Source organism: Alteribacter natronophilus, from assembly GCF_006007885.1.
GTDB classification, from domain to species: domain Bacteria; phylum Bacillota; class Bacilli; order Bacillales; family Salisediminibacteriaceae; genus Alteribacter; species Alteribacter natronophilus.
In genome coordinates this window covers 782,946-806,679 of the sequence record NZ_VCRO01000001.1, presented here as the reverse complement: position 1 = coordinate 806,679, position 23,734 = coordinate 782,946, and the positions used below count along the sequence as shown (strand labels likewise).

The window sequence follows — 23,734 nt, the reverse complement described above, 5'->3', positions numbered from 1 at the left end:
CCTTATCAGTCTGTATACTTTTTTACCGGTGGATTTTTTGTACAGGCAGGTGATTCGGGTTATGCCGGAGTTTCTTATTGGAAGTGTTCTTGCTGCAGCTGCGACGGGACTCGGTGCTGTTCCGGCTCTGATTTTCAGAAAAGGGACGCACCAGTTCAAAGATATTCTTCTTGGATTTTGTGCTGGTGTCATGATGGCAGCGGCAGTTTTTGAACTGATCCCGCGTTCTCTTCAGATGTCTGATTTCATTATGGTTGCCCTTGGTGTATTTGCCGGCGTGCTGTTTCTGAGCTTACTGGAAACAACGGTGCCCCATCAGCATATGGAGCATGACAGGGGAAAGGCATCTGGTGACCGAAAGGCTTTTCTGATTGTTGCAGCGATCGCTCTCCATAACCTTCCGGAAGGTTTATCGGTGGGAGTGAGCTACGGAAGCGGTGTGGAAGGTCTTGGACCTTTAATTGCCTTAGCCATCGGTCTTCAGAATATGCCTGAAGGATTCCTCGTTGCCATCTACCTGATTCACCAGCGGGTCAGGGCGGGAATTGCTTTTCTGATTGCGTTACTGACAGGCATGGTTGAATTCATCGCTGCAGTATGCGGTTATTTACTGACTGGAATAATAGAATCGGTCATTCCCTTTGGTCTGGCTTTTGCTGCGGGGTCCATGCTTTATATCATCTATAAAGAGCTGATTCCCGAAAGTCATGGAGACGGGCATGCTCTCCTGGCCACGTACTCATTTATTACAGGACTGATCGGCATGCTCTGGCTGATCAGCTGGTTTTAGGCTGAGTGATGACTACTCGTTTGTTTGCACCTCCTCATCGTTTGTTCTATTATGGATAAATAGAGAGGCTTTCAAAAGCTTCAGGGACGATGATTTTGATGCAGGTTGCAGGGGTGGTTTAGTTGTGTGGCTTAAGATACTGATCAGAGTGGGCGTTCTGCTCCTCATTATTTATGGTGTTTTCTCATTAAATCAGACTTTCTTTCAGATAGATCCAGACAGAATAAGGAGCTGGATTTTATCGTTCGGTATCCTTGCTCCGCTGTTTTATCTGATGATTTTCGCTCTCAGGCCGCTGACATTGTTTCCGGCATCAATTCTTGCTGTTGCCGGCGGACTTTCCTTCGGGCCCCTTTTCGGCCCCCTTTTGACCTACGCAGGTTCACTGATGGGGGCGGCGTTTTCTTTCTGGATTGCTAGAACTCTGGGCAAAAGGGTCGTCAACAGGCAGTGGAAGGGAAGAGCGGAAGCCTTGCAGGAAAAAGTGGAACAGCACGGTTTTTTTTACGTTCTCGTTCTCCGGATTCTGCCGGTGGTTAATTTTGATCTTGTCAGTTACCTTTCCGGGATCTCAAGAATTCCTTTTAAAACGTATATCGGTGCCACTATGTGCGGGATTATTCCGGGATCCCTCGCTTTCACCTTTCTTGGGGCAAGCTTCGTGGACGGAGACTGGAGAATGATTGCCGCTACTGTACTGCTTTTTGCTGCAGCATTTACGATTCCGCTGTATGTTCGTCACAGACTCGGCAAGAAAAATATTGATCTGGATCCCGATCTTGGAGCAGTAAAAGATTAACGTTAAAAAAACAGAGCCCCTGCGGGTTCTGTTTTTTTTTAACTGAGTGTTTTAGAGGGGTGACCTGGGCTTGTTAATTATGCATGATCTTCCATTAAATCCGTTACAGGGACGGTCATCTCCTCATTAGGGTCTGTTGCAGGAAATATCTGGGCTGTCTTGTTTTCGTTATCCACATTCTGTATCCAGATTCTTTTACCCTGAAAGTACACATCGTGTTCCCTTGGTGATTCCAGTATTTCCTTGGCTCTGTGATAGTCCACCTTATTTCACCTCACTTTAGCGTTACTATCCATTATCTGATTGTATGAGTGTGAATATACAGTAGGGTTTACCGGACTGACTTAGAGGGAAGGGGTTAAAAGCCGGAAATACGGTTTTCGATGGTGAGGTGGTGAACATATGGATTACGATGTCATAATCATCGGCGGAGGCGTGGGTGGTTTAACGCTCGCCCTCAGCCTTTCCAGCAGAGGAGTAAGGACACTGGTTGTGGAAAAGGATCCAAAGGGAGGGCACGTCTATAAAGGCGAACTGCTTCAGCCGAAAAGCATGATGATTCTGGATAAGCTGGACGTTCTTGATCCGCTGCTTCCAAACAGCTACCAGCTTGATACCATTCATACGTATGAAGTTGAACTGAGGCCTGGAGACCGCCCCGAAACACTTTGCCACAGCAGACTGGACTACAGCATGCTGCCTGTAAAATACAATTATGCAAGAATGGCACCCCATGAAAAGATAAGGGAACTGTTAACTGCAAGAGCGGAGGAGTTTTCCGCATTCCACCTTTGGAAACCGGCTGTTTTTGAAAAGATGGAAACAAAAGACGGAGTCCAGAAAGCTTTTATTAAAAAGGGAAAAGAAGTGTATGAGATAACTGCCCGTGTCATTATCGGGGCAGAAGGACGTCTGTCGAAAGTAAGAAAAACGATGGACGTATCCCTGCATTCAATGCAGTATAATCATCACTTTCTCACTGTAACTTTTCCAAGACCTCCTGAACTGAAGGAAGCAACTATCTTTGCGTCGAGAAATCATTTCGTCGGCCTTTTTCCTCTTCCTGAAGGTCAGGTACGCTCAGTGTACATGATTGAGCCGGGGCGGTATAAGGCAATGAGAAAAGAGGGGCTTGAACCGGTTTTTAAAGCTTACCGTGATTTCATGCCTGAAATGGAAGGGTACGTGGACGAGATAAAAAAGTGGAAGGAAATACAGCTTATGATTCCCATTCGCCATAATACATCCCGTTATGTGACTGACAGCAGTGCCATTCTGGGAGATGCGGCCCACAGTGTGCACCCGATGGCCGGGGAGGGGATGAATATGGCGATTCAGGATGCTGATATTCTTGGCGAACTTCTTGTCTGGATGCATGAACATAACAGATGGGGAAAAGAATACCTCAGCTGGTTCGAGTATGTAAGGAAACCCCGCTCTGAATTTGTATCAGGACTGAGTCATCAGTCCGCACTTGTTTATTCTTTCTCAAGCCGTCCGTGGCAGAAAATCAGGATGCGTGCCCTGCGCTATCTGGAGAGTCATCCCCGCCTTCATTTCAAACATCTTCTCAATATATCGGGGCTGGGTATGTGGAAAATGAACATGATGGACTGGCCCCGGCACATGGGCTTTCCTCCCGGTGAATCCCGACGATATGTCCTGCAGGAAGAGGAGATGAGGAAGAGGTTCTTTACTGAAAAAGATGACTATCCCTGGAAATCAGAATAAATGACCAAACCCCTGGCCGGATCCGGCCAGGGGTTATTTCAGGAAATAGTCTTAGGCAAATCAGTGACCAAAGACGCTGGCGCCTCTGTGTTTATGAGTATAAAATAGAACATACGTTCTCATTTTCTGCCGGTAAGGGAAAACGGCAGATAGGCTGCAGCAATAATGGAGCCGTACAGTACGGAAACCCAGAGCCAGGCCGATCCTTCTTCAAGGATCGGCATTAACGTAAGGACAGTTCCGTTGACAACAGCAAGACGAATATACCAGGTAAGAGTCATGTCAGGCAGATACAGAAAGAACAGAACCAGTGATACTGCAAAAACGATGGTAGCGGTGATGAAGTAGGGATAAGCTGATGCATCGGGAATGAGTATAATCAGTACTGCAAGGGCTGCAGCGAAAACAGTTCCGATTACAAGACGATCGAGTGTTTCCATAGTCGCTCCTTTCTGTCGCGGTTACCTGAAAATCAGGACGGGATAACACTTAGTAAACATTAAAAATCAAACAAAAGGTGGTTGTCAACTTGGCTGCTTCGTTTTATAGTTGATGTAATAGCAACAACATTGTATTTGTTGATAATTTAATATCAACTTTATTCAGGTTGATGTTTTTTTGAAATACTCAGTAAAGGTAAGGGGGGAACCAGCATGGACGTTCGTGTTCCGGCTGTATGTATTGCAGTCGATATTAAAAACTCTTCGCTGCTCAATAAGACGGAACTGCTTGAGTCCCTGAATCTGTGCCGTTCTGCAGTAAACAAGGAATTTGCTTCAACGCTGCTTGTTAAGGCGGAATTGCGCGGAGGAGATGAACTGGTCGCTGTATCTGAAAATATTGGGGATACCCGTCATCTGATGGAGACCGTGCGTCTCATACTTGGAAAAAACGATCTTCCTTTTTATATGGGGGTGGGCATCGGTTTTATTGAGAACGCGGAAACCTCGATTCACACTGTAAATGGAAGTGCGGTTTTAAATGCCATGCGGGCCAGAGATGATGAATTAAAAAGCAGCAGACAATCGAAGAAAGAAAGCAGTTTTTATATTCTTTCCGAAGAAGTACCTGACAGTTCGTTAAACAGTATGTACCTGACAATTCTGGAGAAGAAAAAACAGTGGACAGCGAAACAGCAGGATGTCATTGATATTATTGAGAAGCACCCGGAATGGACATTTGAACAGGCAGGGAAAAAACTGGGGTACAAGTCCCCGAAATCAGCCGTAAGCTATCTTCTGGCAAGATCCCAGTATGCCCGGGTTAAAGGAATGGAAGAAGCTTATGACGAACTTACCCGGTTTTATCAAGATTACCTTCAGCAAAAAGCGGGATGCCGATGATCTGGCTCTGGATTATTGCGGGACACCTGGCTGCTGATTTTATTTTTCAGTCTGACCGGCTGATTCGTCTAAAGGAGTTAAACCTGCTTAAAGGTCTTGCCATTCATGCTCTTATACATGCTTCTGTCTACTTCACTGTTTTAACAGTTGCCTGGATGTTTTTCGGAGGTTCGGTGCTGTCTCTGCTGTTCATTATTATAACTGTATCTGTATTACACTTTGCTGTGGATTATATAAAAATTCATCTCAACTACTCCTTTCGTTCCACCGCTGGTCAGACTGTCCTGTTTTTATCTGATCAGGCGATTCATATAGCAATTATCCTTGGGGCTGTCTTTTATTTCATTCCCGGAGGTGCAGATGCTTTCACACAGCAGGCTGCTGCGATCATGAACGGCACCTATAACTGGCATCCGGCAGACAGAGCAGTCGCCATCATCAGCCTTCTGATCACAGGTACCTGGGCCGCAGGATATTTTCTCGGCATTCTGCTCCAGAATATTACACCAAAGGATGATATTCAGAAGAACCATTACACCATTGAGAATGAAAGGACAGAGGTGAGAACCAGAATGCTTCCGAATGGTGAGAGGGAGTCGGAGATGGTGACTGTGAAAACAGAACAGCTTTATCGCGATTCCCCTCAGAAAACCGGAAGATACATCGGAATGCTGGAGCGTCTCCTTATTATTGTGCTGCTGGTACTTCAGCTCCCGCACGGCCTGGCTTTTCTCGCTGCACTCAAATCACTCACTCGGTTTAAGCAGTTTGATAATAAACAGTTTGCCGAATACTATCTAATTGGTACAATTGCCAGTTCCCTTATTGGTCTGTGCATCGGCATGGTCGCACTGGCTGTAATCAGGTAAATAACTGCCTGAAATGCTGGTCTGTACTGAGTATAAGGGAGTATATTGTTGCAGCAGAGACTATTTCTGAACGAAGAGCTGGGACATAAGTAAAGTGTCTATTGATTGGAAGGTGGCGGGCCCGGCCGAACAGGCTGAGGCTTGCCGGTATGTTTTGAGTGACAGAAAGAGAGGGGGGCTGTTACTTCAGAAGTCTGATTTTAAGGGTTATCTCTGTTTACATAATGTTCCCTTAGTAAACCTCATATGTTACGGACAAAAGAAAACCCCGGATTAATTAATCCGGGGCAGGGCAGTTACTTTACAGCTGCTTTTAATTCTACATATTCATCGAAAGTAATCTCTTTATCGAAGACACCTTCTTCTCTGATCTCAATGACCCGGTTTGCAATGGACTGATTGAACTGATGGTCATGGGAGGCAAAAATCATAGCTCCCTTGAAGTTAATAAGACCGTTGTTCAGGGCAGTAATCGACTCCAGATCCAGGTGGTTTGTCGGTTCATCAAGAAGAAGAACGTTGGCACTGCTGAGCATCATTTTTGAGAGCATACAGCGGACTTTTTCCCCTCCGGAGAGAACGCTCGCCTTTTTCTTTGCTTCCTCGCCGGAAAACAGCATTCTGCCCAGGAAACCGCGGATAAATGTTTCCGTCTGATCTTCAGGGGAGTACTGACGAAGCCAGTTGACAAGGTCCGTGTCGTTTCCTTCGAAATAGGCGGAGTTATCCTTCGGGAAGTAGGACTGACTTGTTGTAATACCCCACTTATACGAGCCGCTGTCCGGCTCCATTTCGCCCATGAGAATTTTCATAAGAGTGGTCTTGGCAATTTCGTTTTCACCTACAAGGGCAATCTTATCTTCGCGGTTCATGATAAAGCTTACGTTGTTTAGAACTTTCTCACCGTCGATCGTTTTCGTAAGTCCTTTAACTTCAAGTACGTCATTCCCGATTTCACGTTCCGGTTTAAAAGCGATGTAGGGATATTTACGGGAGGACGGTCTTATATCGTCGAGCTCAATTTTGTCAAGAAGCTTTTTACGTGATGTCGCCTGTTTGGACTTGGAGGCGTTGGCACTGAACCTGGCTACGAAGTTCTGGAGCTCCTTGATTTTTTCTTCCTTTTTCTTGTTCTGTTCCTGCTGCATTTTAAGGGCAAGTTGACTGGATTCGTACCAGAAGTCATAGTTCCCTACATAAACCTGGATTTTTCCGAAGTCAAGATCAGCGATGTGTGTACACACTTTATTAAGGAAATAACGGTCGTGGGAAACGACAATCACTGTATTCTCAAAGTTAATCAGGAATTCCTCAAGCCACTTAATTGCTTTGAGATCCAGGTGGTTGGTTGGCTCGTCAAGCAGAAGGACGTCCGGATTACCAAACAGTGCCTGGGAGAGGAGAACTTTTACTTTATCTCCCCCGGTAAGTTCTTCCATTTTTTTGGAGTGAAGCTCCTCCGGAACACCAAGACCGCTCAGAAGAACAGCAGCATCTGATTCCGCTTCCCATCCGTTAAGCTCGGCAAATTCACCCTCAAGCTCTGCAGCTTTAATACCGTCTTCATCAGTAAAGTCTTCTTTCATATAGATCGCGTCTTTTTCCTGCATCACTTCGTGAAGACGTTTATGTCCCATGATTACAACATCAAGAACGTTAAACTCCTCATATTCAAAATGGTTCTGCTTGAGTACAGCCATACGGGAATTTGGAGCCATGCTTACTTCGCCTGACTGTGATTCCACTTCGCCGGACAGAATTTTCAGGAAAGTGGATTTTCCTGCTCCGTTTGCACCAATCAGGCCGTAGCAGTTACCAGGTGTGAACTTTATGTTTACATCTTCAAAAAGCTTGCGGTCACCAAAGCGCAAACTTACGTTGGATACATTAATCATTTGCCTCATCCTTCTCAAATCAAAGTCTGGAAAGAGTATAACATTTTCAGAGGATAAAAGCGATTTTATATTACTCCTTACTGTATAAATAAGGTCTTGAAGAAGCATAACCGGATAATGTATGGTAAGATGAAGAATGTCGAAATATAAAACGCTTACAGTACACAGGCAAGGAGTACATATATGCTTTCATACTACTCAGCTCATAAACCGTATTCTCCTTATGTAACTCTTAATAAACAGGAATGGTCCCAATTAAGCCCCGGATCCGTTCAGCCTCTTTCGGGAGAGGAGATCAGGAATCTGCAGGGGATTAACGAAAACATATCAATCGAGGAAGTATCGAGTATTTATCTTCCACTCTCAAGACTGCTGAACCTCTATACAACAGCTTCACAGGACCTTCATTCTGTTACGAACCTCTTTCTCCACAGAAAGACCAGTAAAGTCCCCTATATTATCGGAATGGCGGGGAGTGTGGCGGTGGGTAAAAGCACAACAGCACGACTGATCCAGGCCCTGCTCTCAAGATGGCCGAACCACCCTAAGGTGGAGCTGCTTACAACGGACGGATTCCTCTACCCAAACAGAGTGCTTGAGGAAAAAGGCATTATGAACCGGAAGGGGTTTCCGGAAAGTTATGATACAGCCAAGCTCATCCGGTTTCTCGCTGATCTTAAATCAGGCGTAAACGAAGTGAGTGCTCCTGTTTATTCCCACCTGGTTTACGACATCGTAGATGGCGAGCGTCAGGTGATCTCCAGTCCGGATATTGTAATCGTTGAGGGAATCAACGTTCTTCAGGTTGCTAATGACGGGAGGGAAATCCCGGAAGTATTTGTTTCGGATTTCTTCGATTTTTCCATTTATGTTGATGCAAAAGAAGAAGATATTTTTACCTGGTATATTGAGAGGTTTAAAACGCTTCGTTCCACTGCATTTAAAGATCCCAACTCCTATTTCAGAAAATACGCTGAACTGACTGATGAAGAAGCCGAACAGGTCGCAGCGAAAATCTGGAAAGAAATAAATGAAGTTAACCTTTACAAAAATATACTTCCTACCAAACACCGGGCAGACCTTATACTGCATAAGGGGAAAAAACATGGTGTGGAAAGTCTCCATCTGCGAAAAAAATAACAATTCCTGCAAAAGCTTCCCTCAAAAAGGAAGCTTTTTTGGGTTGAATAAATGTAAAGAGGGTATTAATTAAACAAATCTGGAGTAAGTTCATGCTCATAAGCCGGTCAGTGTACAGGGCCGGACAATGATGCAGATAACTAAAAATCAGGAGGCCTGTAAAATGGATCGTGATAAACTTGAAAGTATTAAAACAACCCTGGATGTTGTATGCGGTAAATGGAAGGGAATCATTCTGCTGGAACTGGTGGGCCAGACACTGAGATTCAATGAATTAAAGAAACAGCTTCCCGATGCTTCACATCAGACTCTAATCAAGCAGCTCAAAGAACTGGAATCAGATGGTCTCATTGAAAGAAAAGCTTATCCGGTGGTACCACCCAAAGTTGAATACTCTCTCACGCCTTACGGAAGAAACCTGGAGAGAATGCTTGAAGAGATGGCGGATTGGGGGAGGGATCACCAAGTAAGGAAAGAGCACCGTGAAACCTCATAACCAACCAGAAAATCCTGGACTCAGGTCCGGGTTTTTTCTAATTCACCCTGTTATATAACAGATGGCCGGAGCGAGAAAGATATATGTATTGAATTTGTATTAATGCGATTCTTGTTCTTTGCAGAGAACAGCAACCGATCGTTCTTTATTGAGGTATGAAAATGCGAGTTGCTTCAATATATACTGGCTTATTATTTGGGGCGGGGGATAGATCTGGAGTATTCAGCCTCAACATTGTTGAAATAATAACCCTTACAAATTATGATTAGTCATAGTTGGACTATGTTTATAACATAAATCATATAATTTTGAGTTACGTCGGGAGGAGATTACATGGCGCATACCCTTCATCATTCTTTGTCGCCTGACTTACTGATAAAAGCAATGGATTATACCCGTGTGGGGGTCATTATGACGGACCCGGATCTGGAAGATCATCCGATTGTTTACGCAAACAGGGCGTTTGAGGAAATGACAGGCTATTCTGCGGATGAATTTATCGGAAAAAACTGCAGGTTTCTTCAGGGGGCTGATACTGATGCAGACGAGGTAGCGAAAATCAGAGAGGCTGTAAATACGAGACAATCAGTTACGGTTACAATTAAGAATTACCGGAAAAACGGCGAGGCGTTCTGGAACGAACTTCACATTGACCCTGTTTTTGATGAGGCAAACAGTAAACGGTATTTTGTCGGAGTTCAAAAAGACGTGACGGACTACCGCACGGCTAAAGAAGAGCTTTTACTGTCAATTGATGAAGTAAGCCGGTTATCGACCCCTATTGTACCGGTGGAAGAAGGGGTATCTGTTCTGCCGCTCATTGGTAACATAACAGAAAAAAGACTCGAAACGATTCTAACAAACATTACTGCTGCTGTATCAGACACAAAAGATCACACCCTTATCCTTGATCTCTCTGGGCTGAATGATATTAACGAACATGTAATCCAGGGTATATTCAACCTGCATGATCTTCTCAGGCTTCTTGGGACTTCGCTTATTATCACGGGTATCTCCACGAAACTTGCCATAAAGGCGACAGGACTCCAGATCGATCTGTCACAGATCAGGACGTTCAGTACTGTTAAAGAGGCCATTCAGTTAAGGTGACAGGAGGAGTCGCATGACTGATACTGCGGGATAATACAGAAAGATCTTATTAGCAGGGAAGTATAAAAAAGCATTACAAAAGTGCCGCCTTTTTAAAAGAGATTACTCTTTTGGAAAGGCGGCTTTTTTGCACATATGCCCAGCCCCCTTCATATATTGTAAAGATATCCGAGTAATTTGATCAGGATAACCACGTGAAGGGAGGGTGATTGAACTGGGGATTGTAATTCGAAACGTCAGTAAAACGTTTTGCAGCGCCGAGGGAGACCGTACCTCCACAGAAGTCTTTTCTGATATAAATCTGGAAATTGGTCACGGGGAGTTTGTTACGCTGCTCGGTCCATCGGGATGCGGAAAATCCACACTGCTGAATATTACTGCAGGACTTGAAGAAGCGACTGAAGGATCTGTGACAGTGGATGGGAGGCTGGTGCAGGGTCCGGGGGCCGACAGGGGAGTTGTTTTTCAGGAGGCGGCACTGATGCCGTGGCTTTCTGTACGGGGGAATGTGCTTTTTGCAGTGAAGAAAAAGCTGTCTGCCGAAGAGGCTGGGAGAAGGGCTGACCACTACCTTAAAATGGTGCATTTGAGCCGGTTTGCGGACGCCTATCCCCATGAACTTTCGGGTGGTATGAAGCAGCGTACAGCGATTGCCAGGGCACTTGCCATGGATCCGGCAATTCTGCTGATGGATGAGCCTTTTGGGGCTCTCGATGAACAGACGAGAACTCTTTTACACAGACAGCTCCTTGAAATATGGAAACAGACTGAAAAAACAATTGTATTTGTTACACACAATATAAGAGAATCACTTCTGCTGTCAGATCGGATTGTGCTTATGGGCGCAAGGCCCGGTGGAATCAGGGAGGTTATCTCTGTTGAGTTAGGGCATCCGAGAAACCCTCTTGATAAGGAATTCGCCGCACTTGAGCGGAGGATTCTGGATCTGCTTTCGGATGAAATATCAAAAGTGGCAAAGGAGGAGTACGGAGATGCCTTTGCTGATTAAGCGACTTCTTTTCTTTGCAGCGCTGTTTGTTCTCTGGGAGTCTGTTTACCACCTGAATTTGGTCTATTCCTTCTGGTCGCCGACTCTCTTTCCATCTCCATCGGGGGCTGTAAGTCAGCTTTATATCGGTTTTTTTGAAACCGGCATTCTCAGGGTGGCTTTTTCAGAGAGTATGGGGCGTATATTCACAGGATTTATTCTTGCTGTCCTGATCGGCGGAGCGCTTGGTATTACTCTCGCCGTTTCCCGTCTCGCAGATGAGACGCTCGGCTCACTGGTTATTGCTCTCCAGCCTGTTCCGAGTATCGTGTGGCTGCCGATTGCTCTGATGATGTTTCAGGGAGGCAGTAGCGCTATTTTATTTGTAGTGGTGCTGGGTGGGACCTGGGCAATGACACTGAACATGCGAATGGGCATAAAGAATGTTCAGCCGCTTCTCATTCGTGCTGCCAGAACAATGGATTATAAGGGAGCTGAATTGATCTGGAAGGTTATGATTCCAGCATCGGTTCCTGCAGCACTTACAGGCGCCAGACTGGCATGGGCTTTTGGATGGCGCGCCCTGATGGCAGCGGAACTTATCGGGCGCGGGGGGCTGGGCCGGACTCTAATGGATGCAAGGGATTTTTATAATATGGATCTTGTTGTAGCGATCATGTTCATTATTTCGGCGGTTGGTCTGGCGGTGGAATATCTGTTTTTCAGCCGTGTTGAACGGAAAGTACTCAGAAGATGGGGGCTCCAGGAAAAGGGATCCGGGAGATAGAACAGAGGAGGTTTTATTATGAGATTGTTTGCGCTTTTGGGCAGTGCCGTACTGCTGTTTCTGTCAGCCTGCTCCGCGGGCGGAGGCGGCGGGACTGAAGAAGTGTCGATCGGGTATTTTCCAAACCTCGACCATGCTGCCGGTATTGTTGGAAAGGAAAAAGGCTTTTTTGCCGAGGAGATGGCAGGTACGGATGTTGATTTTGTTAATTTTCCAAACGGAAATGACTTCATTGATGCCCTGAGTACAGGGAATATTCAAATGGGTTACGTTGGACCGGGCCCTGCTATAAATTACTTCCTGCAGGGAGGGGATGTTGTTGTTCTCGCTGCAGCTGCCAATGGAGCTACTCTCATAGTCTCGAGGGAGGATTCCGGAATTTACACACTCGAGGACCTTAATGGCCATTCTTTCTGTACTCCGGGAAACGGATGTACTCATAATGTTCAGCTTGAGATCATGCTGGAGAGGATCGGACTCAAAACAAACAGGCTGGGCGGAACTGTTGAGCATCAGTCACGCGTTGCTCCTGCCAACATGGTGGCCATGTTTGAACAGGGGCAGATTGATGCAGCGGCGGCGCCTGAACCATGGGGGACGCTTCTGGAAATTGAGCACAATGCCAACGTGGTAGTAGAGTGGAACGATGTATTTCTCGGCGAGGATCTTGCAAGCGTAGTTTTTGTGACCACAAACGAGTACTTGCGGGAAAACAGAGAAGTTGTTGAACAGGCACTCCTTGCTCATTTAAGAAGCGTGGAGTACGCCCAGAACCATAAGGAGGAAACACTTAGTACTGTTAATGAGGCCATATACAATCTTACGCAGACCCGTCTTCCGGAAGAAGTGCTTGATAGAGCGTGGGGAAGAATGAATGTGACGGCGGAAACACATGCAGATGCACTTCAGTACTGGGCAACTGCCTCCTATGAGCTGAAGTTTATAAATGAAAGCCCGGATCTGGAAGGTTTCGCGGATACGGAAATTCTCGAGCAGCTGAAAAAGAAATAATCATCGATTCCTCATTGGCCTGCATGAAACCGCAAAAACCCGAAAAAACATCAGTATAGTCGAAATTCCCCCTAAAACACGGACATAAATAAGTTCTGAATTTTCTCATTTTAAACGATCGTTTAAAATTTGCGGTTTTTCAGCAGTTTTCTTCACTGATTCCCTCTGTTATGGTAAACTATCACCGTAATGAATGGAGTCGACCGGGGTGTTGTCATGTCTAAGCACAGAGAAAAAGCGGTTTTTGCGGGAGGGTGTTTCTGGTGTATGGTTAAACCATTCGACGAACTTCCCGGGATTGATAATGTAGTTTCAGGCTATACAGGCGGTCACAAAGTGAATCCTTCCTACGAGGAGGTTCAGACAGGTGAAACAGGCCATTATGAAGCAGTGGAAATTACCTATGATCCGGAATTGTTTTCCTACAAAGAGCTTCTGGATCTTTACTGGCCGCAGATTGATCCTACCGATGACGGCGGTCAGTTTTTTGACAGAGGGCCTCAGTACCGGACAGCAGTGTTTTACTTCAGTGAGGATCAGCGCGAAGCTGCACTGGCTTCAAGAGATGCCATCGATCAGAGTGGCAGGTTCTCAAAGCCTGTCGTAACAAAGATACTGCCGGCTCAAACATTCTATCCTGCTGAAGATAAGCACCAGAAATTCTACAGGAAGAACCCTGAGAAATACAGGCGGGAACGGACGGAGTCAGGCAGGGAATCATTTATACAGAATCACTGGAACGAAGAGTCTTCCTGACGGGGGACTTTTTGTTTTTTTGGGAGAACCATGCTGAAAGGCTTTGTTTTATTTTGGTACCTTTGAGGAATAGTAATCATATCTTTCTCAAGGAGTGGTTGGTCATGAATGAACAAAACCTGAAGGAACGTATTCTTGAAGTTCTTGACAGACATAAGATTGGAACGCTTGCCACGGTAAAAAACAATCGCCCCCATTCCCGATACATGACTTTTTTTAATGATGGGCTTGTCCTTTATACCCCTACAAACAGAAAAACGCATAAAGCCGATGAGGTGGCGGAAAATCCTTATGTCCATGTTCTGCTTGGTTATGAAGGGGAAGGCTACGGGGATACCTACCTTGAAGTTGAGGGAAAAGTTGAAATCAGGGAAGATGATGAATTAAAAGAGAAGCTCTGGCATGATCGGATGTCACGGTGGTTTGAGGGACCTGAAGATTCCGAATATGTTGTCCTCCAGATTTTTCCGACAGCCGTTCGTCTGATGAATGATGGAGAAGACACTCCGGAAACACTCGAGCTTTAAATAGACGTTATATAATCAAAGGCTGTTTTCGTATAGATTGTCTCTCTTACCTAATAATTATAGGGGAGCGAGAGGCCGAAACTCCGGCGATCGACGTATGTTTACTCTTTGAGTTATCTTTGAGCTGCATAGACTAGCCGGATTCGGAGCTAAAAGGAAAAAGCAGGAAACCTTTCCCGGCTGAGGCCCTGCCCGCGGAAAGCGTCCGCCTGCAGCGTTATAAAACAACAATCTTACAGAAAAAAATCGTAATTTAAGCTAAGAGAGGCTGGGACAGAAGTGTTTTTACAGACGAAAATCCGAACAAATAATATGCGATGCTGATAAATCGGGCCTGAAATATACGCCGCTTTCCGCGGGAAGCGGCTGAGCCTCCGCGTGCTTCGCTGCTTAAGGGGGCTCAGCTGCGCTTTTCCTCCCGCAGGAGTCTGCGAATATTTCATCCGCTTGTCAGCTTTTTGTTCGGATTCTAATCTAAATACTTTCTTTATGTCCCAGCCTCTCTTTCTATTTAAGCCCGGCCGTGGCCGGAAATCAGTTACGGCTGAAATATACGGGGATGATCACTTCGTTTTCCACCGAATTATCTACTGCACTTCGTGTAAACACTCTGATTAATCCTTCCTGTACAGCAGGAGTCCGGTCAAATTTGAGAATGGTCAGAAACGGGGCAAAGGCAGGTCCTCCTGCAGCCGCCGTTGTGAAACGCTCTTCTCCAATCACCCTTCCACCGGAATCTCTCACTTCAAAAAGCACCGTTCCTTCAAATGCCCTTGCAAAACCGCTGAGGATACTGCCTTCAGTAATTTCGGATCCTGGAAGAGGCTGAAAAACAGCAATATTTGCGGAGATCGGAAGCGGAACTATAAGCAGCGTGCCGCTATAAATGAGGTCGGCAGAAATGGAAGGTCTTCCTCTGTTGGCTTTCAGGATTGCCTCGGGAGATACCCCCATTTTTCGGGCGATACCGTAAATTGAGTCTCCTTCTTCAATTCTGTAGATGGCAGCGGGAACGATCACCTGCTGACTGGCAAAAATAAAATCGGGGTTTTGGATTGTGTCATTGATCCCTGCAATCAGTTCGGCGGAAGTACCGAATTTCCTGCCCGTCAGAGTAAGAGTTTCTCCCTGATTGACGGTGTAGAGGGTAACGGTCCGCCCTCCGGAAAGGGCAGGAACCACAAGAAGCTGGCCGGGAAAAATACGGAATTCCTCTGTAAAAGGAGGATAAAGCGCGTTAGCTGTAACAATCTGCTCTGGATCACTCTGATATCTGAGGGCAATGCCATACAGAGTTTCACCCGGGGCAACAGTGTGAAGCACAAAAGTTCCCTGAACGATAATTTTCCATCGCCTCCCCGCTTTCTTTTTGTCTGTGTTCGTATAAATTGTTGTTATTGACCAAATTAATGATGCAGCGAAAGGCGACGACTCCAGCGGGAATAGCATCAGGTGAAGACCCCGCAGGGCGTTTTTCCCGAGGAGGCTGAAGCGATGCCCGCGGAAAGCGTCCGCCTGCAGCGGAATAAAACAACAATCTTTCCGAAAACAGCTTTCTTTTTAATACTTATGATTTCCACGGCACAGTCATCCTTTTTATGTTTAAAAGGAAGAGAAAAAGTAAACATATATTCTGTATGGACTAACTAAAGGAGTGAGTGTATATGGCAGAAGTAATGTTTACATCCAAAGCAACAGCTGAAGGAGGAAGAGAAGGCCAAGTTAAATCTGCAAATGGCGTGGTTGATCACAATCTTGTAATGCCCAAAGGTGATTCCCCGACCACGGAAGGAACAAATCCCGAGGAACTGTTTGCAGCAGGATACGCAGCCTGCTTTGATGGGGCATTAAACCTGATTGCTTCCAAAGCGGAAAAGGAAATTGACTCCAAAATAACGGCAGAAGTGAGTCTGATGAAAGATCCTTCCGATGATGGTTTTAAGCTTGGTGTCCAGCTGAACGTACACATTAACGGCGTATCGCAGGAAGACGCGGAGGACCTTGCCCATAAGGCGCATGATTTCTGTCCTTACTCCAAAGCGACAAGAAATAACATTGACGTTAACTTGAATGTGGTAACCGGTTAAAAATGAAACCGCCCCCCTGAACATATGATGAACTATCCTATGTTCAGGGGGGCCTTTTATGTATAGCTACACGGTTAAACCAGGAGACACTCTTTTTTCAATTTCCGAAGACTTCCGCACACCATACCAGTCTATCCTGCAGGCAAACAGCCTGCCGGACCCGGATATGATTATTCCGGGCCAGCAGATTGCCATTCCCGGATTTCCGGATCCTGTCACTCTGCCGTATACAATTGAAGTTTCCATTGGCCGCAGGCAGCTCACCCTTCTGGAAAACGGGAGTGTGATAAAAACCTATCCTGTTGCTATAGGCAGGATGTTATTTGAAACACCGACAGGGGAGTTTATCATCGTGAACCGGGCTCCGAATCCGGGAGGCCCTTTCGGTGTGCTGTGGCTGAGTTTATCAAAAAAAGGATACGGCATTCATGGCACGAATGATCCCTCTTCGATTGGTCAGGCAGTTTCCAGGGGATGTGTGCGGATGTTTAATGAGGACGTACTGGAGCTGGGCTCACTTGTACCCAACGGCACAAAAGTGCTTATTAAAGCGTAGTGACGGATGGTGCTGCTGTTTTCAATCTGTGTGAGTAACGAACCTTTATCGGGGGTATAGGAGGTCAAGACCGAATTTTAGGAGCGTGTAACTCATGACAGAATATACAGAAGTTGAACCGATGCTAAAACAGGTGAAAACGACAAAGGAACTTTCGGAACTCGGGTTTCACTGTCTCAGCCACTTTCATGATCACAGCGGGGAGGCAGAGCCTGAAGATGAACAGTTTTCCCACTGCTGGATCTGGAGCAATGGATTTTTAAGAATTATTGTAAAAGAAAGAGATGATGCCTGCGAAATTGTAGGGGAGTTTACTGAGGAAACAGTCCAGGAAATCATTCGTAAGCAGTGGAAAAGAGCAGACCAGAAGCGCCTCATTGATGAAGCTGATTTTTCCGGGCTTGATGAAGGAGAGTTTATGAACGTAAACGTCCGTTTTGAACTGGGGGAAAAATACATCGTTGAAACAACGGTGGAAGTCTCCCATTACGACGATAAAATCACAGCCATCGATCTTGCTAAAGTAATGCTGTCATCCGATCTGGGTCTGAATGTGGACTTTATCTGCGAATCCATGAATATTAATTCCTATGATGAAAGATATGTAAAAGTTGAAAGACAGAAGGAGATGTCATCCTAAGTGCCGGCCGTGGCTCAGCAAGCCGGCTTTTTTCATTCGAATGTCATAGTCGGGGGAGGAAACGAGGGAACGTTTGTCGAATAAAATCCATTGGAGATATAACTAAAGATAACAATGAAGGAGTGCAGAGGCATGCAGGTTAAATCCAACTACATACCGAAAAGAGAAGTAAAGAACGTGCTGGAAACGATGTCCGTAAAGGAAACTCTGGACTTTATCCAGGAGACAGGATACCGATGCGTTCCTGTTCTCTCTGCTGACGGCAGGAAATATCTTGGAAATGTTTATAAAACTCACTTATATGAGCATTTGTACAGGGACGGGAAAGATCCGGCTGTATCTGTAACGGAAATTACAGTGGAAAAGGACAGGGCAGTTTCAGAAGATGCCTCTTTCTTTAATGTATTTTTTACAATTCGACAGGTACCTTATCTGGCTGTTACCGACAGTGACGGCGAATTCAAAGGTATTATGACGCACGGGAAAATCCTGGATATTCTTGAAAGTGCATGGGCAGTGGGGCACAGCAGCTATGCCATTACACTGTCTCTCGAAGAATATAAAGGCTCATTGCAGGATATCGTGACCACATTGTCAAAAGTAACGGATATCAGAAGTTTTATTACACTCGACAGTGACCGGACCTTTATGCGGCGGTGTGTCGTTACGCTTCCTGCCGAGACAACGGAGGAGGATCTTGAAAAAATCACCAGACACCTCGAGCACAACCATTTCCGGATTATTCACATTGAAAATGAAAAGTCCTTTGCCGGATAACATCGCAATACAAAAGAGGGTGCCCGCGTGTTTAGACGCGGGCACCCATTTTTTTATTACCGTTCATTACTTTCCTTTGCCTGCTTAAATTCTTCTTGAATCGTCTGAAGCAGTGAGTCGTCTTCAAGGAGTTTAACTCCGGTTACTGCCATGGCACAGGCACCCCGAAACATCCCCTCAAACCCTTCACGGCTGAGTGCGGCGTCCCTGAATTCAACTGTATGTCCGGTTATGGGGCTTCCGCTGATCTTGATATACGGATGGATGGAAGGGACGATTTGACTGACGTTTCCCATATCCAGTGAACCACCGCTTGTTTTTTCATAGATTTCACCCTCATCGGTTCCCAGTTCCATGAGAGAATCTGTAAATGAAGCTGAGAGAGTTTCGTTCGTAATCATATCATCATATGAAAATTCGTAATAGGAAATATCCAGCTCCGTTCCGGAGGCAAGTGCTGCTCCCCGTGCGCAGTTTTTAACTTTCTCAGCGACCTCGTTAACAGCCGTTCTTGTGGCAGCCCTTACGTAAAATTGGGCAATGGCAAGATCGGGCACAACATTCGCTGCTTTGCCGCCTTCGGGAATGATACCGTGGATTCGCACATCCGGTGTTGTATGTTCACGAAGGGCATTAATACTGTTAAATGTCTGAATTACGCTATCCAGTGCATTGATGCCCTTTTCAGGCGAGGCGGCTGCATGGGCTGTTTTTCCTTTGAAGGTAAACTGAAGCGCGTCCATCGCTAGGGAACTTCCGCTTTTTCTGTAATGACTGCCCGGGTGGCACATCAATGCAGCGTCCAGATGATCAAAGATGCCGTCTTCAGCCATTGTGACTTTCACCCCTCTGGTTTCCTCTGCAGGCGTCCCGTAGACGTAGACTTTTCCACCCGTTACTGAGGCAGCTTCCTTCAGGGAAATTCCAGCTGCAGCTCCCATCGTTCCGATCAGGTTGTGTCCACAGCCATGACCGAGTCCGGGGAGGGCGTCGTATTCACTCATAAATCCGATACTCGGTCCCGGCTGTCCGCTGTCGTATACCGCCTCAAACGCAGTGGGCTGCCCGCAGATCCCGGTCTTCACTGTGAAACCTGATTCCTCGAGTATTTCAGCAAGTGCAGCACATGCTTTGAATTCTTCGTTGCCGAGTTCCGGATTATTCCCTATGTATTGACTTATTTCGAAAAGCTGTTCTTTTATTTCCTCCAGTTTTGTTAATACCCGATCTTTATTCATTCGACCAAACACCTCTTTACATCAGATTATCTTTCTTATTCTATAGAAAAAAAGGTGAAATAAAAAGAGAAAAGGAGGGCGTCCCGTGAAAGTATTGCTCATACCTTCGGGGACACCCTCCTGCAGTTCTTCAGTGTGCTGGTTTCCATTTTATCCTTCCGACCTGTTCACTGCTGTTTACTTCCACTTGGAAATTATGCTTTCTGTAAAAGTGAATAAGACGGTCAATGTGATCCCAGTCTCTTTTTACCAGGTTGCCAGTAATAAAGTTTATATTCTGCTGCTGTGCTGTTTTTTTCAGGTAGTGCATGCAGACAGTACCGAAACCTTTATTCTCCTGTCCCTTAATATCGTCAATCTGAATCGTTCTGTCATCTTCATACGATGCCTGGATGGCAAAGTCCCAGTCTCCCCGGAAAGGAGCTGTACATTCATGAAGCATGATCTGACACACCCCATTTTTATCAGACCGGTATACAACAACCCAGTGATCTTCTTTCGTCTGTTCAATCCCAAGTACCTTCCAGTGCTTTGCGATCGACTTCATGTTGTCCTGCATACGGAAAAGCTGAAATTCAAGGTCGGATTTTTCACGGATAAGCTCATCTTTTGTTTTCGAGTCTTCATTTTGTAAGAGAAGCATCGAATCCCCCTGTATCTGTAATGTAAAACAGTCCTGAGGAATCAGAGTTCCGCAGGCTCCGTCATGCCAGGATGTTTTTCCTGACAGGCTTACAATTTTGCTATGATAACATCTCATGACGGACATTTCAACAGGGGAGAAGGCCTTTATTGATCAGCTGCTTCGACAACACCACAAGCTGCTCTGTCGCCAGCATCGCCGGTTCTTAACGTGTCCTCATCCGGACCGGGGCTGTCCTGCTTACTTGACTGGTACCTGTTCGGGATGTTGGCGAAGTTATCCGAATCTTCGTGAACAATCACAGCAACTCCATCTTTAAGCAATTGAGCAGGTGTGAAGCGGTCAAGGATAGCTGTTAGATATGCGGTTCCATTCTCAGTTACATACACTGAAGGCATATCACCTGCATGATGATCGTGATCCTTCTGCCCGGGGGTGTAATGGCCGCCGGCTGTCATAAAAGGTCCGTCCTCTGCTTCCGGTTCGCATACAGGATTTTCATGAATATGAAAACCTCGGAACCCTGAAGGGGAGAGGTTCTGAAGTTCGGCTCTTACCAGTACCTGCTCATTCAAAGTGTAAAATGATACTTTTCCTCTGCTTTGATTATCGCTTCCGATCATTCTGGCTTGTGCTTCAAGCCTGTCTGCATCCTGATTGGCGGCAAATGTAGTCAAAGCATCCTGATCCGTGTGCTCCTTAATTCCATGGTCCAGAGCAGTATTGCTGTTTGAGTATCCTCCGTTTGCATCTTCTCCGTCCTGATCTGCCGGTCCGCACCCGCTTGCAGACAGAATAAGAAAAGTGAAAACTGCCGAAAGAAAATAGCCTGCTTTCATATAGTAAACAACTCCTTTTTAGTTATCTCTAGCAGGATGGACAGGGAAGAAACAGTTTAATCACTGCTCAATAAAATAACATTTAGAGACAATGTGCAAAATAATTTGTAAATAAAATCTATCGCTCCAATCCGCATAAATACTGAGTTTCTCTTAAACTGCTGCAAAATAATTGTATTAAAATATAATATTTTGTTTTTCTAATATTGCTAATTGAAAGAATATTTGATAATATTAATTTTGTTCAGAGAATGTGAATGCAGCTGAGGGTTAAATCGGTTACTGCAGCAGGGGAGAAGCGGAACGATTCATTACATACTGGCCGTTTATTTCGTTTACTGAAAAAGTTCAGAATTTTCAGCATCCTTTCCTGTGTGACCATTTAATTTATTTTGATAAGGGGGTGAACGGCAGCCGGGGATTTGCATTCTTAGACGAACGACTGACATGAGAATAAGGGGGAAAACTTAAAATGAAAAAGTCTATGCTTTTATCTGTTCTTCTAACGGGGTCAATTGTTATGGCAGCGTGTGGAGATGACACAGAGCCTGCTGATGCAGATACTCCGGATGATGCCGGGGATACCGAAGAAACTGCTGACGATGACGGTGACGATGATGGTGCTGCCGAAGAGGATGATGAAGATGAGGAGGCAGCGCAGGAAGACGCTCCTCAGGGTGGTACAGTAACGTATGGTTACACGCAGCCATTTGCAGGGGTTTTTGACATCGCTCACTACGGAGGTCAGGATGATGCCCTTGCCCTCGGCCTGATGACGGAAGGGCTCGTTACAACCGATGACGAACTTATGCCGGAGCCGAACCTGGCAACATGGGATATTTCCGAAGACGGAAAAACGATTACTTTCAACATTGAGCCCGGGGTTAAATGGCATAACGGTGAAGAACTGACTGCACAGGATATGGCATATGCCTGGCAGGTTATTGCTCACCCTGACTACACTGCAACCCGTTTCTCCAATGTGGAAATGATCGTCGGTGCCCAGGAAGTTAAGGATCTCGAGGATTACGATGCTGAGGCCACTCATGAACTTGAAGGTGTGACAATTGTTGATGATCACACCATTCAGGTGGAGCTTACCGAAGCCGCACCAAACACGATTCTGAACCTCTGGACAAACCCTATCCCAAGTGCCCATTACGAGGGACTGGCTGTAGCGGATATGGAGGAATCCGATCAGGTACGTCGTGAGCCTGTTGGTCTTGGACCGTTCAAAGTAACAAACATCGTACCTGGTGAGCAGGTTGAGTTTGAAGCATTTGAAGATTACTGGCAGGGCCGCCCGAATCTTGATGGTGTAGTTTACCGTATTATCGATGGAGAAATGGCCGGAGAACTTGTACAGCAGGGCGAAGTGGATATCATCGACGTGCCGCCTTCACAGGCAGTGGACCTTGAAGGAGCAGATGGGGTGACACTGGAAGAGATCGAAGCCCTTTCCTACAGCTACATCGGATTTAAGCTCGGACACTGGGATGGCGATAAAAACGTAATGGACAATGAAAAGTTCGCTGATAAGAATGTTCGTCAGGCATTTGCACATGCAATTAACCGCCAGGGGATTATCGATTCCTTCAGTGAAGGATACGGCACGGTAATTAATGCACCTGAATCTGTAGTATCCTGGGCTTACCCGGATGAATCTACACTGACTCAGTACGACTACGATCCCGACCGTGCTGCCGAGCTTCTTGATGAAGCAGGCTACGAAGATGTAACCGGTGACGGGTGGAGAGACACTCCGGACGGTGAAGAGTTCACTGTAAACTTCATGGCCATGAGTGGAACGGATATTTCCGAGCCGCGTGCGACTTATATCGTTCAGAACCTGCAGGATGTAGGAATAAACGCCCGCCTTCAGGACGGTCAGCTGTTTGAATTCAACCTGTTCTACGACCTCGTGGAAGAAGACGATGCCGACATCGACCTCTTCATGGGTGCATGGGGACTTGCTGCGGATCCGGATCCAACCGGCCTCTGGAGAGAGCAGGACTTCTGGAACTTCCCTCGCTGGGTTAACGAGGAGTCAGAAGAACTGATTGTACGTGGACTGAGTGAAGAAGCATTTGATATGGATTATCGTCAGTCTGTTTATCAGGAATGGCACCAGCTTGTTAACGAAGAGCTGCCGCTTATTCCAATGTTTTCACCAACAACGGTTTATGCGATTGATTCCGAAGTTGGCGGTGTTACTGTTGGGGTGCGTGATGCAACGCGTGACTCACACCTTTGGTATCGCAACCAGTAATAAGTTATAACGAATAAAAAACCTCTGCGGGATAATCCGCGGAGGTTTTTTTCATTTAATTTGGCTGTGTTCTATAGATTGTTGCTAGTGGTCACATTATTAATGGAGCGAAAGGCGGTGACTCCAGCGGGAAAAGCATCAGGTGCGAGCGTTTACAGCCTGTGCTTGCTTCGAGCTGCTTCGAGGCATACAGCTTCGAAGCTTACCTTGCAGAGGAAGAAGCAGAAGCACTCCCCAGGAGGCTGAAGCGATGCCCGAGGAAAGCATCCGCCTGCAGCGCAATAAAACAACAATCTATCCGAAAACAGCTTTCCGAAAACAGCTTTTAATTTACAAAGGTGAGAATCCTCAGCGCTGAGCGGAACGCTGTAAACCAGCCTCACCGCTCATGTATAATACTTACTATTAAGGATTGCTATAATACACACAAGCAGCGGCACTAA

Annotated in this window: 25 protein-coding genes; 18 read left to right on the top strand and 7 right to left on the bottom strand. The window is 45.9% G+C overall.

The features are described from left to right. The first annotated feature begins 61 nt into the window (after window positions 1–61). Both FGB90_RS04050 and FGB90_RS04045 read left to right on the top strand, forming a co-directional pair. Window positions 62–790 (top strand): ZIP family metal transporter, encoded by a 729-nt coding sequence (locus FGB90_RS04050; RefSeq protein ID WP_138809267.1) that lies wholly within the window; start codon window positions 62–64, stop codon window positions 788–790. Between the two features lie 124 nt (window positions 791–914). Then, window positions 915–1,589 (top strand): TVP38/TMEM64 family protein, encoded by a 675-nt coding sequence (locus tag FGB90_RS04045; protein ID WP_138809266.1) that lies wholly within the window; start codon window positions 915–917, stop codon window positions 1,587–1,589. Between the two features lie 77 nt (window positions 1,590–1,666). Here FGB90_RS04045 and FGB90_RS04040 read toward each other — a convergent pair whose 3' ends face one another. Continuing rightward, complete coding sequence (locus FGB90_RS04040) at window positions 1,667–1,852, bottom strand: H-type small acid-soluble spore protein (RefSeq protein WP_138809265.1); 186 nt, start codon at window positions 1,850–1,852, stop codon at window positions 1,667–1,669. Between the two features lie 139 nt (window positions 1,853–1,991). On the opposite strand from FGB90_RS04040, the gene FGB90_RS04035 reads away from it, so the two are divergent. Further along, complete coding sequence (locus FGB90_RS04035; protein WP_138809264.1) at window positions 1,992–3,320, top strand: FAD-dependent oxidoreductase; 1,329 nt, start codon at window positions 1,992–1,994, stop codon at window positions 3,318–3,320. A 119-nt stretch (window positions 3,321–3,439) separates the two neighbouring features. Here FGB90_RS04035 and FGB90_RS04030 read toward each other — a convergent pair whose 3' ends face one another. Further along, window positions 3,440–3,760 (bottom strand): hypothetical protein, encoded by a 321-nt coding sequence (locus FGB90_RS04030; RefSeq protein WP_138809263.1) that lies wholly within the window; start codon window positions 3,758–3,760, stop codon window positions 3,440–3,442. Window positions 3,761–3,973: 213 nt separating this feature from the next. On the opposite strand from FGB90_RS04030, the gene FGB90_RS04025 reads away from it, so the two are divergent. Together FGB90_RS04025 and FGB90_RS04020 are read left to right on the top strand one after the other, a co-directional pair. Continuing rightward, complete coding sequence (locus tag FGB90_RS04025) at window positions 3,974–4,663, top strand: hypothetical protein (RefSeq protein ID WP_138809262.1); 690 nt, start codon at window positions 3,974–3,976, stop codon at window positions 4,661–4,663. After that, window positions 4,660–5,532 (top strand): DUF3307 domain-containing protein, encoded by an 873-nt coding sequence (locus tag FGB90_RS04020; protein ID WP_171051690.1) that lies wholly within the window; start codon window positions 4,660–4,662, stop codon window positions 5,530–5,532. Before FGB90_RS04025 ends, FGB90_RS04020 begins: the two co-directional genes overlap by 4 nt. A 296-nt stretch (window positions 5,533–5,828) precedes the next feature. Here FGB90_RS04020 and FGB90_RS04015 read toward each other — a convergent pair whose 3' ends face one another. Beyond that, complete coding sequence (locus FGB90_RS04015) at window positions 5,829–7,427, bottom strand: ABC-F family ATP-binding cassette domain-containing protein (protein ID WP_138809260.1); 1,599 nt, start codon at window positions 7,425–7,427, stop codon at window positions 5,829–5,831. A 183-nt stretch (window positions 7,428–7,610) separates the two neighbouring features. Here FGB90_RS04015 and coaA point away from each other — a divergent pair, with 183 nt between their 5' ends. The 8 genes from coaA to FGB90_RS03975 all read left to right on the top strand — a co-directional run bounded on the left by coaA (window position 7,611) and on the right by FGB90_RS03975 (window position 14,242). Beyond that, window positions 7,611–8,567 (top strand): type I pantothenate kinase, encoded by a 957-nt coding sequence (coaA, locus tag FGB90_RS04010; RefSeq protein ID WP_138809259.1) that lies wholly within the window; start codon window positions 7,611–7,613, stop codon window positions 8,565–8,567. A gap of 163 nt (window positions 8,568–8,730) precedes the next feature. Continuing rightward, entirely contained in the window at window positions 8,731–9,063 is a 333-nt protein-coding gene (locus FGB90_RS04005; protein ID WP_138809258.1) for a winged helix-turn-helix transcriptional regulator, read from the top strand. A gap of 333 nt (window positions 9,064–9,396) precedes the next feature. Further along, window positions 9,397–10,173 carry a YtvA family blue-light photoreceptor gene (gene ytvA / locus FGB90_RS04000; RefSeq protein WP_138809257.1) on the top strand — a complete coding sequence of 259 codons (777 nt, stop codon included), beginning with the start codon at window positions 9,397–9,399 and terminating at the stop codon, window positions 10,171–10,173. 214 nt (window positions 10,174–10,387) lie between these two features. Continuing rightward, window positions 10,388–11,182 (top strand): ABC transporter ATP-binding protein, encoded by a 795-nt coding sequence (locus FGB90_RS03995; protein WP_138809996.1) that lies wholly within the window; start codon window positions 10,388–10,390, stop codon window positions 11,180–11,182. After that, on the top strand, window positions 11,166–11,948 hold the full coding sequence (locus tag FGB90_RS03990; protein ID WP_138809256.1) for an ABC transporter permease: 783 nt from the start codon (window positions 11,166–11,168) through the stop codon (window positions 11,946–11,948). Before FGB90_RS03995 ends, FGB90_RS03990 begins: the two co-directional genes overlap by 17 nt. A gap of 18 nt (window positions 11,949–11,966) precedes the next feature. After that, window positions 11,967–12,959 carry an aliphatic sulfonate ABC transporter substrate-binding protein gene (locus FGB90_RS03985; protein WP_138809255.1) on the top strand — a complete coding sequence of 331 codons (993 nt, stop codon included), beginning with the start codon at window positions 11,967–11,969 and terminating at the stop codon, window positions 12,957–12,959. A gap of 216 nt (window positions 12,960–13,175) precedes the next feature. After that, complete coding sequence (gene msrA, locus FGB90_RS03980; RefSeq protein WP_138809254.1) at window positions 13,176–13,715, top strand: peptide-methionine (S)-S-oxide reductase MsrA; 540 nt, start codon at window positions 13,176–13,178, stop codon at window positions 13,713–13,715. A gap of 104 nt (window positions 13,716–13,819) precedes the next feature. Beyond that, on the top strand, window positions 13,820–14,242 hold the full coding sequence (locus FGB90_RS03975) for a pyridoxamine 5'-phosphate oxidase family protein (protein ID WP_138809253.1): 423 nt from the start codon (window positions 13,820–13,822) through the stop codon (window positions 14,240–14,242). A 534-nt stretch (window positions 14,243–14,776) separates the two neighbouring features. Here FGB90_RS03975 and FGB90_RS03970 read toward each other — a convergent pair. Continuing rightward, entirely contained in the window at window positions 14,777–15,691 is a 915-nt protein-coding gene (locus FGB90_RS03970; RefSeq protein WP_138809252.1) for a LysM peptidoglycan-binding domain-containing protein, read from the bottom strand. A 215-nt stretch (window positions 15,692–15,906) separates the two neighbouring features. Between FGB90_RS03970 and FGB90_RS03965 the strand changes: the two genes are divergently transcribed. From FGB90_RS03965 to cbpA, 4 genes are all read left to right on the top strand, one after another. Further along, complete coding sequence (locus FGB90_RS03965) at window positions 15,907–16,329, top strand: organic hydroperoxide resistance protein (RefSeq protein ID WP_138809251.1); 423 nt, start codon at window positions 15,907–15,909, stop codon at window positions 16,327–16,329. Between the two features lie 58 nt (window positions 16,330–16,387). Next, on the top strand, window positions 16,388–16,885 hold the full coding sequence (locus FGB90_RS03960) for a L,D-transpeptidase family protein (protein ID WP_138809250.1): 498 nt from the start codon (window positions 16,388–16,390) through the stop codon (window positions 16,883–16,885). A gap of 94 nt (window positions 16,886–16,979) precedes the next feature. Continuing rightward, window positions 16,980–17,525, top strand: coding sequence for a hypothetical protein (locus FGB90_RS03955; protein WP_138809249.1), 546 nt, complete (start codon window positions 16,980–16,982; stop codon window positions 17,523–17,525). A gap of 132 nt (window positions 17,526–17,657) precedes the next feature. After that, on the top strand, window positions 17,658–18,302 hold the full coding sequence (gene cbpA / locus FGB90_RS03950) for a cyclic di-AMP binding protein CbpA (RefSeq protein WP_171051689.1): 645 nt from the start codon (window positions 17,658–17,660) through the stop codon (window positions 18,300–18,302). 56 nt (window positions 18,303–18,358) lie between these two features. Here cbpA and FGB90_RS03945 read toward each other — a convergent pair whose 3' ends face one another. The 3 genes from FGB90_RS03945 to FGB90_RS03935 all read right to left on the bottom strand — a co-directional run bounded on the left by FGB90_RS03945 (window position 18,359) and on the right by FGB90_RS03935 (window position 21,022). After that, window positions 18,359–19,540, bottom strand: coding sequence for a M20 family metallopeptidase (locus FGB90_RS03945; RefSeq protein ID WP_138809247.1), 1,182 nt, complete (start codon window positions 19,538–19,540; stop codon window positions 18,359–18,361). A 130-nt stretch (window positions 19,541–19,670) separates the two neighbouring features. Further along, window positions 19,671–20,183 carry a hypothetical protein gene (locus FGB90_RS03940; RefSeq protein ID WP_138809246.1) on the bottom strand — a complete coding sequence of 171 codons (513 nt, stop codon included), beginning with the start codon at window positions 20,181–20,183 and terminating at the stop codon, window positions 19,671–19,673. A gap of 146 nt (window positions 20,184–20,329) precedes the next feature. Further along, entirely contained in the window at window positions 20,330–21,022 is a 693-nt protein-coding gene (locus FGB90_RS03935) for a superoxide dismutase family protein (protein WP_246056047.1), read from the bottom strand. 472 nt (window positions 21,023–21,494) lie between these two features. On the opposite strand from FGB90_RS03935, the gene opp4A reads away from it, so the two are divergent. Continuing rightward, on the top strand, window positions 21,495–23,291 hold the full coding sequence (gene opp4A, locus FGB90_RS03930; protein WP_138809245.1) for an oligopeptide ABC transporter substrate-binding protein: 1,797 nt from the start codon (window positions 21,495–21,497) through the stop codon (window positions 23,289–23,291). Window positions 23,292–23,734: the final 443 nt, after the last annotated feature.

Excerpts from the sequence above, each read along its gene's own strand:
- FGB90_RS03965 (WP_138809251.1), top strand. The coding sequence starts at position 15,907 with ATGGCAGAAGTAATGTTTACATCCAAAGCAACAGCTGAAGGAGGAAGA.
- FGB90_RS03940 (WP_138809246.1), bottom strand. The coding sequence starts at position 20,183 with ATGCTTCTCTTACAAAATGAAGACTCGAAAACAAAAGATGAGCTTATC.
- FGB90_RS04015 (WP_138809260.1), bottom strand. The coding sequence starts at position 7,427 with ATGATTAATGTATCCAACGTAAGTTTGCGCTTTGGTGACCGCAAGCTT.
- cbpA (WP_171051689.1), top strand. The coding sequence starts at position 17,658 with ATGCAGGTTAAATCCAACTACATACCGAAAAGAGAAGTAAAGAACGTG.
- FGB90_RS03935 (WP_246056047.1), bottom strand. The coding sequence starts at position 21,022 with ATGAAAGCAGGCTATTTTCTTTCGGCAGTTTTCACTTTTCTTATTCTG.
- FGB90_RS03945 (WP_138809247.1), bottom strand. The coding sequence starts at position 19,540 with ATGAATAAAGATCGGGTATTAACAAAACTGGAGGAAATAAAAGAACAG.
- msrA (WP_138809254.1), top strand. The coding sequence starts at position 13,176 with ATGTCTAAGCACAGAGAAAAAGCGGTTTTTGCGGGAGGGTGTTTCTGG.
- FGB90_RS03970 (WP_138809252.1), bottom strand. The coding sequence starts at position 15,691 with ATGCTATTCCCGCTGGAGTCGTCGCCTTTCGCTGCATCATTAATTTGG.
- ytvA (WP_138809257.1), top strand. The coding sequence starts at position 9,397 with ATGGCGCATACCCTTCATCATTCTTTGTCGCCTGACTTACTGATAAAA.
- coaA (WP_138809259.1), top strand. The coding sequence starts at position 7,611 with ATGCTTTCATACTACTCAGCTCATAAACCGTATTCTCCTTATGTAACT.
- FGB90_RS04035 (WP_138809264.1), top strand. The coding sequence starts at position 1,992 with ATGGATTACGATGTCATAATCATCGGCGGAGGCGTGGGTGGTTTAACG.
- FGB90_RS04005 (WP_138809258.1), top strand. The coding sequence starts at position 8,731 with ATGGATCGTGATAAACTTGAAAGTATTAAAACAACCCTGGATGTTGTA.
- FGB90_RS03955 (WP_138809249.1), top strand. The coding sequence starts at position 16,980 with ATGACAGAATATACAGAAGTTGAACCGATGCTAAAACAGGTGAAAACG.
- FGB90_RS03985 (WP_138809255.1), top strand. The coding sequence starts at position 11,967 with ATGAGATTGTTTGCGCTTTTGGGCAGTGCCGTACTGCTGTTTCTGTCA.
- FGB90_RS03960 (WP_138809250.1), top strand. The coding sequence starts at position 16,388 with ATGTATAGCTACACGGTTAAACCAGGAGACACTCTTTTTTCAATTTCC.
- FGB90_RS03975 (WP_138809253.1), top strand. The coding sequence starts at position 13,820 with ATGAATGAACAAAACCTGAAGGAACGTATTCTTGAAGTTCTTGACAGA.
- FGB90_RS04025 (WP_138809262.1), top strand. The coding sequence starts at position 3,974 with ATGGACGTTCGTGTTCCGGCTGTATGTATTGCAGTCGATATTAAAAAC.
- FGB90_RS04050 (WP_138809267.1), top strand. The coding sequence starts at position 62 with ATGCCGGAGTTTCTTATTGGAAGTGTTCTTGCTGCAGCTGCGACGGGA.
- FGB90_RS03990 (WP_138809256.1), top strand. The coding sequence starts at position 11,166 with ATGCCTTTGCTGATTAAGCGACTTCTTTTCTTTGCAGCGCTGTTTGTT.
- FGB90_RS04030 (WP_138809263.1), bottom strand. The coding sequence starts at position 3,760 with ATGGAAACACTCGATCGTCTTGTAATCGGAACTGTTTTCGCTGCAGCC.
- opp4A (WP_138809245.1), top strand. The coding sequence starts at position 21,495 with ATGAAAAAGTCTATGCTTTTATCTGTTCTTCTAACGGGGTCAATTGTT.
- FGB90_RS04020 (WP_171051690.1), top strand. The coding sequence starts at position 4,660 with ATGATCTGGCTCTGGATTATTGCGGGACACCTGGCTGCTGATTTTATT.